The organism is Actinoplanes ianthinogenes (genome assembly GCF_018324205.1).
Classification (GTDB): Bacteria; Actinomycetota; Actinomycetes; order Mycobacteriales; family Micromonosporaceae; genus Actinoplanes; species Actinoplanes ianthinogenes.
In genome coordinates, this window is record NZ_AP023356.1 from 7,037,559 (window position 1) to 7,054,060 (window position 16,502).

Genomic DNA, 16,502 nt, shown 5'->3' on the forward strand with positions numbered 1-16,502 from the left:
CGGGTCCGTCCGGGGCTGGTCTCCGCTTCGGCCGGTCTCCGCTTCGAGGCTCGCATCCGCTTCGAGGCCCGTGCCCGCTTCGAGGTCCGTTCATCCGCGCGACCTGCCCGGCGCCGGGTCCGCGTCGCGGCTCATGGTGGCGCTGATCCCATCCGGGGTCCCGGCGCTCAGATCCCTCCGCGCAGTGCCGATACGCAGCGCCGACGGAGCACGGGAGAGGCAGCATGACCTGTACACATTGCGGTTCCACCGCCGTACCCTCCACCGGCGTCTGCCCGGCCTGCGGCCACACCACCACGCCGCCCAGCCAGACCGACCCGAGGTACCCGGCGACCACCGCCATGCCCACGTCGCCCTACGGGGTCCCGGCCGACCCGTTCTCCGGTCCCACCACGGCCGACCCGTTCACGCCACCGCCGGTCACCCCTGACCCGTTGAGCGCCGCCCCGGCCCAGCCCTACAGCCCGCCGCCGCCGAGCGCTCCGCCGGCTTACGGTGCGCCGCCGTCGAGCGCCCCGCCCGCTTACGGTGCGCCGCCGTCGAGCGCCCCGCCCGCTTACGGTGCGCCGCCGTCGAGCGCTCCGCCGGCTTACGGTGTGCCGCCGTCGAGCGCCCCGCCGGTTGCCTCGACGCCGCCGTTCGGTGGGCCGCCGTCGAGCGCTCCGCCGGCTTCCGCCGGGCCGTTCCCGCCGGCCGGTTATGGAACGCCGCCGCAGACCGGGCCCTATGGTCAGTCGGCGCCGAGCCCTCCACCCGCGCCCTACAGCCCGTCGCCGACCTACGGCCCACCCGGCCCGCCCTACGGAGCGCCGGGCACTCCGCCGCAGCCGTATACGCCGCCCGGCCAGCCCTACCCGCCGGCCCAGGTCTACCCGGGTCAGCCGCCTTACCCCGGCCAGCCGCCCTATCCAGGCCAGCCGCCCTATCCAGGCCAGCAGCCCTATCCAGGGCAGCCGTATCCGGGCCAGCCGTCCTACGGCCCCTCGCCCTACGGCCCCTCGCCTTACGGCCCCTCGCCTTACGGCCATGGATATCCGCAGCCGGTCGCCCAGGGGAACACGCTCAGCGTGATCGCGTTCGTCCTGAGCGCCATCGCGGTCTTCCTGGTGCCCCCGCTCTTCGGCGGGGTCGCCATATTCCTGGCCAGCCGTGCGAAGCGCAACGGCGAGCGCCTGGCCGCCACCGCCATGAAGGTGGCCACGATCTGCCTGATCGTCGGCATCGCCTTCAGCATCCTCGTCCGCATACTCTGACCGGCCGCCGCCTCCTCAGGCTTCCGGACGGAGGCGGCGGAGGGCGGCCCGCGCCACCCGCTTTCCGGTGCGCAGGCCACCGGCCATGGCGGTTGCCGCCCGGCCGGGTGCGGTGGCCTTCAGTGCGGTGATGATGCGGTTGGCGCGGATCAGTTCGGCGTCGCGCTGCGCCACTCGCTGCTCGCACCAGTCGACCTGGGCGCGCGCTTCGGCCAGCTCACGGCGTAACCGATCCCGCTCGGCCACCGTCTCCCGCAGTGTCGGCAGATCCACGTGCGATCGCTCACCGCGGCCCGAACTCTGGTGCCTTTCGGTGTCTGCCTGCCGACCGGCCATCTCCGCCAGGAGGGCGGCGACTTCGGATTCGTCGGCGGGAGCCGGCCAGAGGTGCGCGAGTCCCTCGTGGAACATCGCCGCGGCGAATCGCCGGAGCGCGGTATCGGCCTGTGCGACCGAACCCATCGGTTCGACGGGAGCAGCAGATCCGGGGTGTCCGGCAGAAGCCAGGGAGCCCGGTGATTCGATCGAATTCGGAGTGGCGACCTGATCGACAGTTTCCGGCGAATCGGTTGTCTCGGTAGGAAATGCCGCCGAGGGATGCAGGGTTCCGTCCGAGCCGACGATGAGCTCATCCGCGTCCATTTCGGCCAGTTTGCCGCTTTGCCAGGCCGTCAACAGGCGGCGCGCCGTCGGCTGATCATGACGTCGGAACGCGGTGATCAACACGTCGTGCAGGCATCGGCCCGCCGGCAGCGGGGATGCGGCGCCGGAGCACATCCACCCGTGGACCGGATCACGGTCCACCCGGACGAGCAGCGATGTTCCGTCTGGCGAGCGGTGAAGGCTGAGGTCCTCCGCAGCCGGCGGAGCGGCCGGCGGACCAGGCGGCGGAACGGTTGGCGGAGCGGCCGGCGGACCAGGCGGCGGAACGGTTGGCGGAGCAGCCGGCGGACCAGGCGGCGGAACGGTTGGCGGAGCAGGCGGCGGAAGGGTTGGCGGAGCAGCCGGCGGAAGGGTTGGCGGAGCAGCCGGCGGAACGGTTGGCGGAGCAGCCGGCGGAACGGTCGGCGGAGCGGCCGACAAGATCGCTGGGGGTGGCGCGCCGATCAGGGCGTGCGGCAGATCCAGAACCGGTGGACCCGCCGGCCCAAGCGGGGCGGTCGGGCCCTCGGGTGGTGCCGGGATCCAGGAGACGCTCGGGGCTGGTGGATGCGCCGGGACGGCAGAGGCACCGGAGACCGGCCCCGGATCCGGCCGGGGGCCGGGGCGGGTGGCGACCAGGAACCAGGCGGGTGCGGTTTGCAGGGCCAGCCCGGATCGCAGGAGGCGGGCGGCCACCGGGCGAGGGTCCGCGAGCAGCGGAGATGTCGGGACGAGAGACCGGCGCAGGGTCGACTGCAGGAATCCGAGCATCGCCGGGTCGGCGAGCAACTCCGCACTGACCAGCGCGGACGGCGCGCCCGGCGCGGGGAACCCGGCATAGCCACGATCCACCTCCAGGCCGGCGGAGCACAGCGCCGCGACGAGCCGGGAAAAGCCGGCCGGAGCATCCTCGGCCGGGGCGGACCAGTCCGCCGGGGACGGCTCGGCCGGCAGGGCGACCAGGTGATGCAGGCCGGCCGGATTGTCCACCCCGAGCACCAGCCGTCCACCCGGGCGCAACACCCCCACCACCCGGGACAACGCCTCTGACCAGCGCAGGTCGGGAGACTCCGTGGTCCCGGCCCGGTCCAGCCCGCCCAGCGCCAGCACCGTGTCGAACTCCGGCCCGGCGGGAAGCCGGTCGAGGCTGCCACACCAGACCTGGGCGCCAGGGCGGCCATCGTGCTCCCCGCGTACCAAAAACGTCAGCTCGCGGTCGGTGAGCTGAGCGACGATCTCGGGCCCGTGCGGTCCGACGACCAGCGTCCTGCCGTGCGTCGCGGCCGCGAGCGCGGCCAGCGCCGGACCGTGCGCGCCGGAGCCGGCCGGTTCCGACCAATGTGGCATCTCGCCGCCGATCACGAGCACGCTCACCGAGCCGCTCCTTCCGGGTGGGGGGCCGGCCAGTGGAAGAGGCGGCGGAGCTCGGCGGGGGAGAGCAGGCGATCGGCGCCCAGCTCGGCGACCGCGACGGCCCGCGCCCGCACCGGATCGGGGTGCACTCCGTGCAGTGACGCCCACTGGCGCTCGATCCGGGACTGCCCGCCGAACGACGAGCGTTCCCCTTCGAGCCGCATCGGATCCCCGTAGACCGCCGGTTCGCAGCCCGCCAGGATGCCGTAGAAGATCGCGCTGCACAGCCGGTTGGACGCCACCCGGCGGTGCCGGCGCTGCTCGGCGAGCTGCCGCTGGAGGAACCGCGGGTCCAGGTCCTTGTACCAGCCGCCGCGATAGCCGTGGCAGACCACCCGGAAGCCGGCCCGTTCGTAACGGCGGCGCAGGCGGGCCGACCGGTACTCCTGCCAGTACAGGCAGACCGTGACCGGCCCGTCCTCGGTCGCCCGGATCTCCTCGATCAGCCTGCCGTGGTCGCCGACGATGTGCTGCCCCTCCCAGCCGTGGAAGGGGTAGTAGATCGTCCCCTCCCGAGGGGCGGCGGCCGGGATCGGGTCCATGGCCAGCAGGTACGCCCACGGCGCCCCGATCACGTGCACCGGCCGCCGCCCGAGCGACCAGGCCCGGCGGCGGACCTGGTCGCTCCAGACGAACAGCGGGATGCCGGGCGTGAACTCGTGGTCGGGCGCCATCCCGTCCCCGATGTTCCAGCCGTGCTGGAGGTACCCCCGGATCCGGTGGACCTCGGCCGGGTCGAGCCCGCAGTACCGGGCCAGCACGTGGGAGTGCCCGTAGTAGTGGTTGGCGTGGTGCACGGTGGCACATCCCACCCTGCTCCGGCGTCCGGCAGGCGAACTCGCCGTGTCCGGCGGCTTTACATCGTGGCGCGCACCCGCCCGCGCATCAGCACCGTGTACAGGCCGCCGGTGACCAGGATGCCGACCGGCAGCGACAGGTCGATGCCGGACAGGGCCCGCGCGACCGGCCCGAGGTAGACGTCGGTGTCCGCGCAGAGTGCCGCCGCGACCATGCCGGTGAGCAGGGCGATCGTGCCGTGCCAGTTGACCCCGGCGGAGTACCAGAACGGGGAGCCCGGCGTCTCGTCGCTGAGCTGCTCGCCGTCGTAGTCGTTGCGGCGCAGCAGGATGTCCGCGACGTAGATCGCCACGCTCGGCCCGACCAGCACGATCGACAGCTGCAGTGCCTGGCTCACGGTGTCCAGGAAGTTCTCCGAGACGAACAGCGCGTACAGCGTGACCAGGATGCCGACCGTACCGTCCAGCAGCACCGACACCGACCGGCGCAGCTTCACCCCGATCGCCTGCAGCGCCAGGCCGGAGCTGTACGCCGTCATCGCGTTGTTCGCGATCAGCCCGAGCACCACCGCGAGCAGGAAGACCGGGTAGAACCAGCCGGGCAGGATCGCGCGCAGCGTGGTCTGCGGGTCGGTCATGTCGATCACGGTCCCGGCCAGCACGCCCAGCCCGGAGATGATCGTGCTGGGCAGGAACGCGCCGAGGAAGGTCCAGCCGGCCACCGACCTGGCCGAGGTGCTCCGGGGCAGGTAGCGGGCGAAGTCCGCGCTGTTGAGGTAGGAGAGCGGGCCGGAGCCGATGATGGCGATCCCGGCCATCCAGGCGGCGATCAGGGCGGCGCCGTGCAGCGGCTCGGCCGGCCGCCAGTCCCAGTTGGTGTGCGTCAGGACGTAGCCGCCGAGGATCAGGAACGCGCCGCCGAGCACCGCGGAGAACGGCTGGTAGAGACGGGTGATGGTGGCGTGCCCGTAGACGCTCAGGGTCAGCGTCACCGCGGCGATCACGATGACCAGCGCCACCTGGGCGGGCTTGCCGGGCTGCCAGCCGAAGACGTCGGCCAGGGCGAACGCGGCCAGCGCGGCGGCAGCCAGGTTGAGGGCGATGTAGGAGACGCAGAGCAGCCACCCGGTGATCGCGATGTTCACCCGGTTCCCCCGGATCCCGAACATGGTCCGGGAGACCACCTCGCTCGGCGTGCCGGAGGAGGTGCCGCTCGCCGCGAGGATGCCGATCAACACCCAGAGCAGGTTGCCGAGCACGGTGATCACCAGCCCGGCCTGCCAGCTGAGCCCGAGCAGCCCGGTCAGCATCCCGCCGAGGGTCAGCGAGACGTAGTTGACGTTCGGCGCGGCCCAGAGCGCGAACAGCTCGCGGGGACGGCCGTGCCGTTCGCCGTCCGGCACGTACTCGATGCCGCGCTGTTCGATCTGCCCTGCTCGGTCACCCGGCACAGTGTCGATAGACGTCATGGGACCTCCGCAAACGGCTATTGGTCATGCGCTCAATTGCTTATTGGTCACACACCCAATAGCCTGCGATGCATGACGTCAAGCCCCTCTCCGTCACGGACACGTAAAACCGCGGAAGACCGCCGGGCCGAGATCGTCCGGGCGGCCGGCGGCGTCGCGCTGGCCGAGGGCCTGGAGAGCGTCACCCTCCGCCGGGTCGCCGACGAGCTCGGCGTCCGCCCCGGACTGATCAGCCACTACTTCCCGGTCGCCGAGGAGCTGGTGGCCACGGCGTTCGGCGCGACCGCCTCGGCCGAGCTCGACGAGCTCCTGCCGCCCTCCGACGCCACGCCCCTGGAGCGCTTCCGGCGGTTCTTCGAAGCTGCTATCGGCGAGATGTTCGACGACGTGAGCCGTCTGTGGCTGAACGCTCGTCACCTCAGCCGCTATCGCCCGGTGCTCTCCGCCGAGGTCAACCGCCAGCAGGACAACTGGCACGAGCGGCTGACCGCGGTGATCGCGGACGGGATCGCCACCGGCGCGTTCGTGGCCGGGGACGCGGCGGTGGCGGCCACCCGGATCCTGGTCGCGGTGGACGGCGTCAGCACGTACGTCAATGTCGGTCGGATCCCGCCGGAAGCCGCCGCCTTCGCCGTGATGACCGCCGAGCGTGAGCTCGGCCTGCCCGCCGGATCGCTCTAGGAGCCGTGGTGTCCGATCTCGTCCTGCTCAATGCCCGCCTGCTCGACCCGGTGACCGGCCGATTCCTCCCGCACGGTGCGCTCGTCGCGCACGGCGGCGAGATCGTCGCGGTGGGCGACGAGTTTTCGGTACGCCCCTTGATCCGCCCCGCCACGACCGTCATCGACCTGCGCGACGCCGTGGTCACCCCGGGCCTGATCGACGGCCACTGCCACCCGGTCTCCGGCGCGGACCTGACCCGCGGCGCCGACCTCTCGGCCTGCACCGACCTGCCCGCCCTGCGCGCCGAGCTGGACCGCGCCCGTCGCGCCCTGGCCCCCGGCGAGTGGCTGCACGGCTGGGGCCTCGACCCGAACGTCTTCGGCGACCTCCCGATCAGCGCGGACACCGTGGGCCCGGTCCTCGACGGGGTGCCCGCCGTGCTCCGCCTCTTCGACGCGCACTCCACGCTCGCCAGCCACCGTGCCCTGGAGCTGGCCGGGGTGACCGGCCCGCGCCGCTTCGCCGAGCAGGCGGAGGTCGTCTGCGACGAGCGCGGTCGCCCGACCGGGCTGCTCCTGGAGGAGCCGGCGAGCATGCTCGTCGAGGACGCCGCGCCGAAGCCGACCGGGGAGCAGTTCCGGGCGCGGGTGGCCGAGGTGCTGCGCGGGATGGCGGCGGCCGGGCTCACCGGCGGGCACATGATGGAGGGCGATGTCGCCGAGCGGGCCGTGCTGCGCGAGCTGGACGAGCGGGGTGAGCTGCCGCTGCGGTTGCGGCTCGCACCCTGGTGCCGGCCGGGGGACGGAGTCGGCGAGCTGATCGCGGCGCAGGGGGAGGGTGGTGCGCTGTGGCGCGTCGACGGCGTGAAGCTCTTCATGGACGGGACGATCGACAACGGGACGGCCTGGTTGGAGAAGCCGGACTGTCATGGAGAATCGGTCCACGCCTACTGGCCGGATCCGTTGCTTTTCCGCAAGGTCATCGGTGAGCTGGACGCTGCCGGGGTGCCGACCGCGACGCACGCGATCGGTGACGCGGCCGTACGCTTCGTGCTCGAAACCCACGAAAAATCCCGAAAAATCGGGCATCGCATCGAGCACATCGAGACCCTCCCGGACGACCTCGTGCCCCGCTTCGCGGAACTGGGCGTGACCGCCTCCATGCAGCCCACCCACTGCTGCGAGTTCACCCGGGCCGACCACACCGACAACTGGTCCCGCCGCCTCGGCGAGGACCGCGCCGCCCGCGCCTGGCGCTGCCGCGACCTCTGGGAGGCCGGCGCGACCGTGGTGCTCGGCTCGGACTGGCCGATCGCCCCGTACCCGCCGCTCGGCGTGATGGCCGGTGCCCGTCACCGCCGTCCGGCCCGCGACCTGACCCAGCCGCCGCACGGCCCCGACCAGGCGCTCACCCCGCTCCAGGCGTTGCGGGGGATGACCGTCAACGCGGGCTCGGGCCGCCTGGCGGTCGGTGATCGCGCCGACCTGACCGTGCTCGCCGACGACCCGCTGCGGGTGTCTGATCAGGATCTGGCCGCGCTGCCGGTCCGGCTCACCGTCACCGGTGGCCGCGTCGTGCACCGGGCCGCCGATCTGTGACCGTTCCCGGGGTCAGCCGGCCGGTCACGCGTCCGTGCGAGCGCGACGTCCCGGACATAGGTGCCGCCCTCACCGGTGAGGACAGCCGCCGCGCGCCGGTCCGCTAGCCTCGCGGCATGCCGAAGGCGTATCAACCGGGACCGATCACGGTCACCGCCACACAGGTCGCCGGCTGGAGCGGTGTGCGGGCCGGGACCACGCTGCGCCTCACCGGGCCGTGCCCGGCCTGCGACGATCCGCAGCGCCTCGAGGTCTCGCTGACCAGCACGTCATTGGAGGGCGGCGGGGACGGCGACGCGGTCACGCGGCGCAGTTTCGCGGTGGTGTGCAACTGCGGGACCGAGCATCCTGGCTGGCCGGGGAACCCGCCCCGGGGATGCGGCGCGACGTGGGCCGCGACCGCCCTGATCGGCGACCCGATCACGGTCGAGCCGATCGGTTCCGGCGCGGCCCGGGATGCCGGACCGGCCGGGGATGCCGCGTCGGCCCGGGATGCTGCGTCGGCGCGGGAGACGGCATCGGCCGGGGACGCCGCGTCGCTCCGGGACGCCGGGTCGCTCGGGGACGCCGCATCGCTCCGGGATGCTGCGTCGGCCCGGGATGCTGCGTCGCTCCGGGATGCTGCGTCGGCCCGGGATGCGGCGTCGCTCCAGGCGGCCGCCGAGGCCTTCCGGGAGGCGCAGGACGGGCAGCCGGAGCGGTTGCGGGCGGCCGCGGAGAAGTGGCTCGGCGCGCTGGGCGCGCTCTTCGGCCTGATCGGGATCGCCGGCCTGACCCTCGGCACCGACCAGATCCGCAAGCTGGCGAACCCCGGCAAGGTCGTCCTGGGGCTCGTGGTCGCGGTCGCGCTGATCGCCGCCGGGAGCGCCGTCGTGCAGGCCTACCGCGCGGCGTACGGCTGGCCGCGCACCCGATCCACGGCCACCGATCAGGAACTGCTCGACTGGCATCGGGACCGGCAGGCTCTGCCCGCGGCTCTCGGCAAGCGGCTGCGCTCCGCGGTCGCCCTGGCCGGCAGCGCCCTGGTCCTGCTCGCCGTCGCCGGCGTGCTGAACTGGTTCCTCCCCGAATCGGCCCCCGCCCAGCCCCTGGTCAAGGTGACCACGGTCGAGCAGGCCCAGATCTGCGGCACCCTGCTCGACTCCACGGCGGACGGTGAGCTGCGCGTCCGCCGATCGGACGACGGCTCGGTCGAGAAGGTCCCCGCCGCCGGCGTAGCCCGGCTCACCGCCGTCACAAAGTGTTGAACACCGGCCGCGCCGGCACCGCCCGGTTGTAGGTCTTCGGCCGCCAGGCGTCCTGGTTCGGGTCGCCGGCCTGATGGATCGCGACCAGCTCGAACGCGAGCGTGAAGCACGGCGACCCGGACGACCCCTCGTCGGTGTCGGCGGTGTGCCGCAGCCGGGTCCCGTTCGCGTTCACGTCGAGCACCTTGCCGAAAGCGAGCCGCATCGGCCGCCCGAGCAGGTGTTGCAACACCAGGATGTCGTCGTTCCGGCGCGGCACGTCGCCGATCGTGGTGATCCAGCCCCGCCGCCCGGCCCTCGGGTCGGGATGCGCCCCGATCGGCTCCTCGCCGGGGCTTCCGGCGATCCGCAGCACCGCGAAGTCGAGCTCACCCGCGGCCGGCAACTCGGCGGACTCGCCCGGAAGCTCCTCGAAGGCCGCGTTCGGCGCGGCGGCGACCAGCCAGTCCGGCGCCAGGCCGAACGCGGTCCCCTCCGACGGCGGTCCACCGTCCACGGGATGCTTGTGGTCGAAGCGCAGCACGACGTCACCCGCTCCGGTTTTTCGATCAATCAATTTTCGTACGACGTGGTAGCTGGTCAGCGCGCGATCCGGCCCGATCAGGAACCCGGTGCCCAGCGGCCGGCTGCCGACGGCGGTGCGTTCTTCGAGGAGGCAGATCTGGCCTTCGAGGCGAGCGAGGGCTTCGCGGAACAGGGCCGGCCGGATATCCAGGTTCCGGCTGCTGAGGATGCTCTCCAGTCCGCCCGTGTCCACGGTCGGCCGGCGGGACTGGGCGACCTCGAACAGCCCGGGATGGGCCGGCCGGGAGTCGCGGGCGGCCTGGACGAGCCGGTCCAGCCAGCCTTCCGAGTCGGCGGCCCGGATCAGCCGGAAGACGACCGTGGTCAGCGGCTGCTCGGTGGAGACGATCCGGGCCAGCTGCCGGTCGAGCTGGAAGTAGAGCATCTCCTCGAGGTCGGCCGTCCGGGGGAAGGCGTCCATCAGCGACTCGCTGAGCAGCCGAGCCGTCCGCCCGTCGATCATGCCGGGTCCTCCTGGTCGGGCCAGATCCGGCGGGCCAGCTGCACCCACTGGGTCGGCTCGCCGGGGACGACGAAGCGGGCCCGGCCGGGGGGCATCGGCTCTGGCCGGACGTTGCCGATCAGCGCTCCGTCCGCCGGGTCACCGGACATGACCAGACCCGGTGCGTCCGTTTCGCGAAGCTGCTGCAACACCGGGTCGGTCAGCCTCGCTTCGCGGGCGCCGCCGGTGCGCCGGGCCAGCACGAGGTGAAGACCGATGTCCCGAGCATGTGGAAGCAGATCCACGAGGGGGGCGAGCGGGTTGCCGGGGGCGGAGGCCACCAGCTCGTAGTCATCGACCAGCACGAAGAGTTCGGGTCCGGTCCACCAAGACCGCGTCCGCAGCTCCTCCGGGGTGATCTCCGGCCCGGGCAGGCGGTGGGTGAGGGCGTCGGCCATCTGGCGCACCAGCGTCATTGCATGCGAGGCCGACACGGCGTAGCCGAGGACGTGCTCCGCGTCGGCCAGGCGGACCAGTCCTCGGCCATAGTCGATCACCAGCATTCGTGCCTGGAGGGGCGTCCACCGGCGGATCAGCCAGGTGGCCCAGTTCCACAGGAAGGTGGTCCGGCCGGCTTCCGCAGCACCGAAGACCAGGAAGCTCGGGTGCTTCTCGGTGTCCACCTCCATCCGGCCGTTGTCCAGCTCACGCAGTCCTATCGGGATCCGGCCGGCCAGCCCCAGCTCGGCGGTCAGCTCCGCGAACATGAACGAGTTCGGCAACACTTCGATTCGTGGCGCGCCGCGGCCCGGCCATCCGACGGCTGCCAAGTTCACCACCTGGGCGGTCGGCGTCCTGGTCAGATCGGGCTGGGCGATGACGAAGTGCCGGACCGCCGTGCTGGGGCTGGCCGGCCGGGTGATGCCATGCCCGGGCCAGTGAGCCGGCACCCGCGCGGCCGCTCGCGCGTTGATCGCGGAGGTGTCCGGCCGGTCGAGCCGGAGCTCCAGCTGGGACTCGGGCAGACCGCTGGGCGGCATGGGCAGGTCCTGCCACCGACTGCCGCCGGCCACCAGGTGGATCCCGTGTCCGATCCGGCCCCGGACCAGCTCGGAGAGCGCTTCCAGGGCACTGGCGCGCAACGCAGCCGGGTCGTCCAGCACGAGGAAGACGTGCCCATGGCCACCATGCCGGAGATCCCGGGGAAATGCCAGGCCGCCGTGCTGCCGGTGCCGCTGCCGGAACAGATAGATGATCTTGTCCAGGGTGGCCTTGACGCCGTCCGGGTTGCGCCGGTCGAAGACGCCGCCGACGTGCGGCAGGTCCCGGAGCTCGTCGAAGGTCCCCGGCTCCGGGCTGAGGCAGTAGATCTGCACCTCCTCCGGGGTGTGCGACAGCGCCAGTGCGAGGACCACGGTGCGCAGGGCGGCGGACGTGCCGCTCCCCGCTCCGCCCACGATCCCCACGTGGTAGGCGTCGCCGCCGAAGTCGAGGGTCAGCAGGTCACGGCGGCCCTCGCGAGGCAGATCGACGATGCCGATCGGCACCGTGAGCGCGGGCCGGTCGGAGCGGTGCACGAACTGAAGTCCGCGTTCCACGTCGATCGTGACGGGGTCCATCGCGTCCAGCGAGCCGGGGCCGCCCAGCGGTGGCAGCCAGATCCGCGGGACCGGGTCGGCCATGCCGCTCAGCAGGTTGACGGCGACCTCGGCGAGCCGCCGTGGCCGCCCTCCGCCGGGTGCTGAGACCGGGCCGGACACATAGGCCGCCCGGAATCTGGTCAACTGCTGATCCCCGCCGTGCCGCAGCAGGCCAAACCCGGGCTCGCCGGGCAGGTCGCGGGCCGCCGCGCTGCCCAGCACGGCTTCCGACTCGGCGGTGGATCCACCGGCCAGCGCGATCCGCCAGGTCAGCTCGCCGTCCAGCCCGCGCAGCTGGTCACGCTGCACGCTCTGAGTGGCCAGGATCAGGCATATGTTGAGCGCCGGCCCGTCCCGGGCCACCGCGAGGATCCGCTCCTCGGCTTCCGGATTCGCGTTGAGCAGGCTGACGATTTCGTCGCAGACGATGAACAGGTGCGGCAAAGCGGTGAGCGACCGATAGTTGGCGCGCCGCCGGTCGAGTTCGCCGTCGATCACCTCCAGCAGACGGTCGAGCAGGGCAGGATCGCCGGCCGGGTTGACCACCAGGCCGGTTGTGTGCGGCAGCCGGTCCATCTCGTTGAACAGGGCGCTGCCGTGCGAGTCGATCAACAGGAGCCGAACCTGCTCCGGCGAGTAGTACAGGGCTAGGCTCAGCACCAGCGTGCGGAGCAGTTCCGAGCGTCCCGATCCGGGTATGCCGACGATCAGCGCATGGGGATCGCCGGAGGCGGGCACCAAGTTCACTGTGGCGCCGTTCTCGTCCAGCCCGAAGCTCACGAACAAGGGCGTGGCACCCTGATTCCAGAGCGCGGAGATCCGGGCGGCGGAGAGGTCCTCGATGCCGAGAAGCTCCAGCAGGGAGAACTCGTCGTCGAGGCTCGCGCGCCGCGCCACCGGCTCCGCGGCGGGAGCGAGGCCGGCCAGGGTGGCGCGGATCCGCTGGAGGGTCACGCCGAACTCGGAGCCGTCGTCCACCTCGAGCTCGTCCAGAGCCCGCAGCACCGCCGTCAGATCCACCCCGGGCAGCAGACTCAGCCGGCCCAGTTCGGTCAGCGCGTCCACGCCCGGCGGCCCCTCGAAGGAGGCCAGCTCGTCGAGCAGCTCCGCCTGCCGGTACGCCAGGCTGTCCGGGCGCGACTCCTGCCGGTCGAGGCGCTCCCGCATCGCGACGAACCACTCGCGCCCGAGCTGGTCCGACCCCGCGGTGGCCTGCTGCGCGAACTCCAGCCAGTCGGCCGCCCGACCCGGGTTGATCATGCTGAGGGCGGTCAGCCGCTGGGCGAAGTCCAGCTCGCGCGGGCTCCACGGGTCACTGTGATCGGTGTACTGCTCCAGCAGCAGCGCGACCTTCTTCAGCCGGTCCGTCCCGTACGCCGACTCCAGGGCGGCCAGCAGCATCCCGCGCAGTTCCGCCTCGACCTCGTACAGCCCGTCCCCGACCTCCTGGAACATGGCCGAGTTCAGCAGCTCCGCCTCCACCTCGTGACCGAGGCTCACCGGCGGATCCAGGAAGAAGTTGATCCGTAACAGGTGCAGGAACCCGACGTCGAGCACGACCGGCACCGCCGCGTGGCAGGCCAGGTCGAGAGCTCCCGGCGGCAGCCCCGTCCGCACGTCGTAGAGCACCTGGGTCGCCCGGGAGGACCGGGTCCACGCGCTCACAGCGGCCGCTCCGTCCGGCCCGGCCGTCCGCGCAGCACGTCGACCGCCCGGTGCAGTCCCTCGGTGGTGAGCCCGGACATCGGCACGTGCCGGGCCAGCTGCTCGGCCGTGCTCCCGGCCCACCGGGACACCGGCACCGGGTTGATCCAGGCGACCGGGCAGTGCGCCGAATACCACGCCTTGACCAGGGACAAGGACCCGAGCAGCCGGGTCGTCCGCAGGCTGCCGCGGGCCGCCCCGGCGTCGCTGACGATCGCCACCGCGGTGCCCGGCGCGGTCTGCTCCAGCACCCTGGCGAACGGCACCGGCTCGGTCAGGTCCGGGTCGGCGTGCACCAGCCCGGTCCGCAACGGCGGGATCCGGGTCAGCACCGCGTCGACCGCCGGGCTGAACGGGTCGGGCAACTGGTCCAGCAGCGCGCTGTCCACCCGCTTGCCCGGCAGGTTGTGGAAGTACCAGGTGGTGATCGCGTCGAGCCGCCCGGCGCTGCGGATGGCCCGGATCAGGTGGTCGACGTACGCGGCGTACGGCGTCATCGAGCCCTGCCGGTCCACCAGCAGGAGCAGCCGCGCGGTGTTCCGGCGGGCGGGCATCATGACCGGGGCCTGCACGAGACCCGTCCGGCCGTACCGGTCAAGGGTTGCCTCAAGATCCACCTCGATCGGTGGTCCCTGCCGCACCGGGCGGCGCAGCCGCCGCCAGATCTGCGCGATCTCGCGCGCGGTGAGCGGGAAGCGGGGCGTGACCGCGAGCGTCGAGTCGAACTCGCCGGTGCTCGGCGGCGGCACCGTCATCCCGGTCAGCCGCTGCACTACCGGCCGGGCCGGAGTCTCGGGCGCCGGCTGCGGAGAGGTCTCGGGCGCGGGCTCCGGGCGCGGCTCACCGGCCGGGATCTCGACCGGCGGTTCCGCGGCGCGTGGCGGGACAGCGGCCACCCCGGACTGCCACACCGGCAGGTCGGCGCCGGCCAGCACGGTCCGGACCAGGTCCCGCTCGTCCAGCGACTTCGCCCAGAGCGCCACGCACAGCTCGGTGAAGTCCGCGGTCGAGGCCACCCCGAAGCCGGCGCCGAGCGCGGACCGCAGCGCCAGGTAGTCGTCCACCCCGATCGGCAGACCGCGCCGGCGCAGCCGGGTGACCAGGTCGACCAGGAACGGCGGCAGGGCCGCGCCGGTCATGGCGGGGACACCCGGCCGCGTGCCCGGACCTGATCCGGCAGGTGCTTGACCAGGGCGCCGAGATACGGCAGCTGGTCCACCCGGTCCGCCGGGACCGCCATGGCCTTGAGGAACCCGGCCCAGTCGAGCAGCTCGCTCAGCCCCGGCCGCCGGGTGAAGTCGACCTCGCCGAGCCGCTGCGCCACCCGGACGACCGCCTCCCGCAGGTCCGGGCCGTCGATGCCGTGCAGCGCCAGGATGGCGTCGAGCTCCGCCGGGTCGGCCGGGAACTCCAGGTAGTGGAAGACGCAACGGCGCAGGAAGGCGCCGGGCAGCGTCTTCTCCTCGTTGTTCGTGACCACGATGATCGGGCGCAGGTCGGGACGGTCCGGCGGCACCGCGTACCGTTGGCCGGGGTCCTCCTCGACGCTGAACGCCAGCTCGTCCAGCTCGTGCAGCAGATCGTTGGGGAAATCCAGGTCGGCCTTGTCGATCTCGTCGATCAGCAGCACCGAGCGGCGCTGGTGCTCGGCGCGGGCGATCACCCGGCCGAGCGGGCCGAGCCGCAGATAGGGCCGCACATCCTGGGCCGCGGGCAGGTGCAGATGCACGTCGTGCAGGCGGCGGACCGCGTCGTAGGTGTAGAGCAGGTCGCGGCCACGGCTGGTGGATTTCACGTACGCCCGCTCCAGCGGCAGCCCGAGCGCATAGGCCACCGCGTGCGCCACCCGGGTCTTGCCGACGCCCGGGTCACCCTGGAGCAGCAGCGGGCGGCCCAGCCCGATCGCCAGATTCACCGCCTCGGCGAGCCGGGGCGCGAACCGGTACGGCTCCCGCTGCACCTCCCGCACCGGCGGATCGGTCACCGCGATCGGCGCCGCGACGTCCTCGATCTCCCGGGACGGCGGTAGCTTCTCCTCGGCGTCGAACCAGACCGAGGTGTCAACGCGATGCCGCGTCTGCACGACCCAACCCCTCCAAATGCCGCCGGAACTCGTCCGGCGTCTGCCGGGCCCGGCGCGTCGTCTTGTCGATCTCCTCAAGGAGCAGCCGGATGTCCAGCTCGGCGCCGATCGACGCCTCTCGCTCCAGGTGCGCGCCCCACGAGTCGGCCAGCGCCGGTGGCCAGCCCCGCCGCGACACCACCTCCTGGGTCCACAGATAGATGTCCTCCTGCTGCACCGCCGGGGGCGGCAGGCGCTCCACGTCCGGTGGATAGTCGCCGGTGTCCCTGCGCAGGCCGCCGGTGAACAGCACCACGAACCGGTGCCGCGGCACCCCGGCCTGGGCACACAGCCCGCGCCAGAACGCCGCGAGCGTGGTGACCGGCGCGCCCTCGGTCTGCACCCGACAGATCACGTTCACGTACTCCAGGTCGGGCAGGTAACGCAGCGCGTGCTTGATTTGCCGGTCCACCGGATACAGATCCGGGCGCAGGCTGAGCGGATCCTTGCACTCGCTCTCGCCCAGCGAGTGCGGCAGCCAGGCGACGAGCTTCTCGACGACCGTGGGGTCGGCGTCGTGCACACCGAACCCGAGCACCGCGCGGTGCACCCGGCGCCGGACCTCGTTCACCCGGTTCTTCAGCGGCGCCAGGTCGAAGAAGGTGGAGTCGAGCAGCCGATGGTCGACCGGCGGCGGCGGAATCGCCGGCGCCGGCCCGCCGGACCAATTCTGGCCGGCCCACCGCTGCACCGCGGCGTTGTCCGCCCGGTCGGTGAGGAACTGGTCGACCAGGTCGGGCAGCCAGCCCTGCGTCCTGGCCGTACGGATCACCGTGAAGATCACCTCGGACATGCCGACATTGCCCACGTAGGTCGACAGATCCCGGTCCAGCCGGAAGAGAAAGAGCTCCTCCAGCGGCTGCCGGTCGACGTAGGCGTCGCACATGACCTCGGCGAGCTCGCGCAACTGCGGTCCGGTGAGATTGCGGATCCTGCGACAGTAGAGCC

Annotated in this window: 12 protein-coding genes; 4 read left to right on the plus strand and 8 right to left on the minus strand. The window is 72.6% G+C overall.

The genetic code is table 11. The features are described from left to right. Positions 1 to 224: 224 nt before the first annotated feature. Positions 225 to 1,253, plus strand: a complete 1,029-nt coding sequence (locus tag Aiant_RS32055) for a hypothetical protein (protein ID WP_189333631.1) — start codon at positions 225 to 227, stop codon at positions 1,251 to 1,253. A gap of 15 nt (positions 1,254 to 1,268) precedes the next feature. Here the strand turns inward: Aiant_RS32055 and Aiant_RS32060 are convergent, their stop codons facing one another. From Aiant_RS32060 to Aiant_RS32070, 3 genes are read right to left on the minus strand one after another with little or no spacing between them, the layout of a single operon-like run. Then, positions 1,269 to 3,269 (minus strand): hypothetical protein, encoded by a 2,001-nt coding sequence (locus Aiant_RS32060; protein WP_189333630.1) that lies wholly within the window; start codon positions 3,267 to 3,269, stop codon positions 1,269 to 1,271. After that, positions 3,266 to 4,105: a hypothetical protein gene (locus tag Aiant_RS32065; RefSeq protein ID WP_189333629.1), complete on the minus strand. Its 840-nt coding sequence runs from the start codon at positions 4,103 to 4,105 to the stop codon at positions 3,266 to 3,268. Before Aiant_RS32065 ends, Aiant_RS32060 begins: the two co-directional genes overlap by 4 nt. A gap of 59 nt (positions 4,106 to 4,164) precedes the next feature. Then, positions 4,165 to 5,574, minus strand: coding sequence for a purine-cytosine permease family protein (locus tag Aiant_RS32070; protein ID WP_189333628.1), 1,410 nt, complete (start codon positions 5,572 to 5,574; stop codon positions 4,165 to 4,167). A 72-nt stretch (positions 5,575 to 5,646) separates the two neighbouring features. On the opposite strand from Aiant_RS32070, the gene Aiant_RS32075 reads away from it, so the two are divergent. From Aiant_RS32075 to Aiant_RS32085, 3 genes are all read left to right on the plus strand, one after another. Next, positions 5,647 to 6,255 (plus strand): TetR/AcrR family transcriptional regulator, encoded by a 609-nt coding sequence (locus Aiant_RS32075; RefSeq protein WP_189333627.1) that lies wholly within the window; start codon positions 5,647 to 5,649, stop codon positions 6,253 to 6,255. A gap of 8 nt (positions 6,256 to 6,263) precedes the next feature. Next, complete coding sequence (locus Aiant_RS32080) at positions 6,264 to 7,835, plus strand: amidohydrolase (RefSeq protein WP_212846562.1); 1,572 nt, start codon at positions 6,264 to 6,266, stop codon at positions 7,833 to 7,835. A gap of 116 nt (positions 7,836 to 7,951) precedes the next feature. Beyond that, complete coding sequence (locus Aiant_RS32085) at positions 7,952 to 9,082, plus strand: hypothetical protein (protein ID WP_189333625.1); 1,131 nt, start codon at positions 7,952 to 7,954, stop codon at positions 9,080 to 9,082. On the opposite strand, the gene Aiant_RS32090 is transcribed toward Aiant_RS32085, so the two are convergent. Genes Aiant_RS32090 through Aiant_RS32110 form a run of 5 tightly spaced genes read right to left on the minus strand, consistent with a single transcriptional unit; the run spans position 9,069 to position 16,461 of the window. Continuing rightward, positions 9,069 to 10,109 (minus strand): effector-associated domain EAD1-containing protein, encoded by a 1,041-nt coding sequence (locus tag Aiant_RS32090; protein WP_189333624.1) that lies wholly within the window; start codon positions 10,107 to 10,109, stop codon positions 9,069 to 9,071. The two genes, Aiant_RS32085 and Aiant_RS32090, sit on opposite strands and share 14 nt — an antisense overlap. Then, positions 10,106 to 13,393, minus strand: a complete 3,288-nt coding sequence (gene eccCb, locus Aiant_RS32095) for a type VII secretion protein EccCb (RefSeq protein WP_189333623.1) — start codon at positions 13,391 to 13,393, stop codon at positions 10,106 to 10,108. Before eccCb ends, Aiant_RS32090 begins: the two co-directional genes overlap by 4 nt. Next, positions 13,390 to 14,571 carry a VWA domain-containing protein gene (locus tag Aiant_RS32100; RefSeq protein ID WP_189333622.1) on the minus strand — a complete coding sequence of 394 codons (1,182 nt, stop codon included), beginning with the start codon at positions 14,569 to 14,571 and terminating at the stop codon, positions 13,390 to 13,392. The genes eccCb and Aiant_RS32100 overlap by 4 nt, the downstream gene beginning before the upstream one ends. Continuing rightward, entirely contained in the window at positions 14,568 to 15,515 is a 948-nt protein-coding gene (locus tag Aiant_RS32105; RefSeq protein WP_189333621.1) for an AAA family ATPase, read from the minus strand. The genes Aiant_RS32100 and Aiant_RS32105 overlap by 4 nt, the downstream gene beginning before the upstream one ends. Then, positions 15,493 to 16,461, minus strand: a complete 969-nt coding sequence (locus Aiant_RS32110) for an effector-associated domain EAD1-containing protein (protein WP_189333620.1) — start codon at positions 16,459 to 16,461, stop codon at positions 15,493 to 15,495. Before Aiant_RS32110 ends, Aiant_RS32105 begins: the two co-directional genes overlap by 23 nt. Between the last annotated feature and the right edge of the window lie 41 nt (positions 16,462 to 16,502).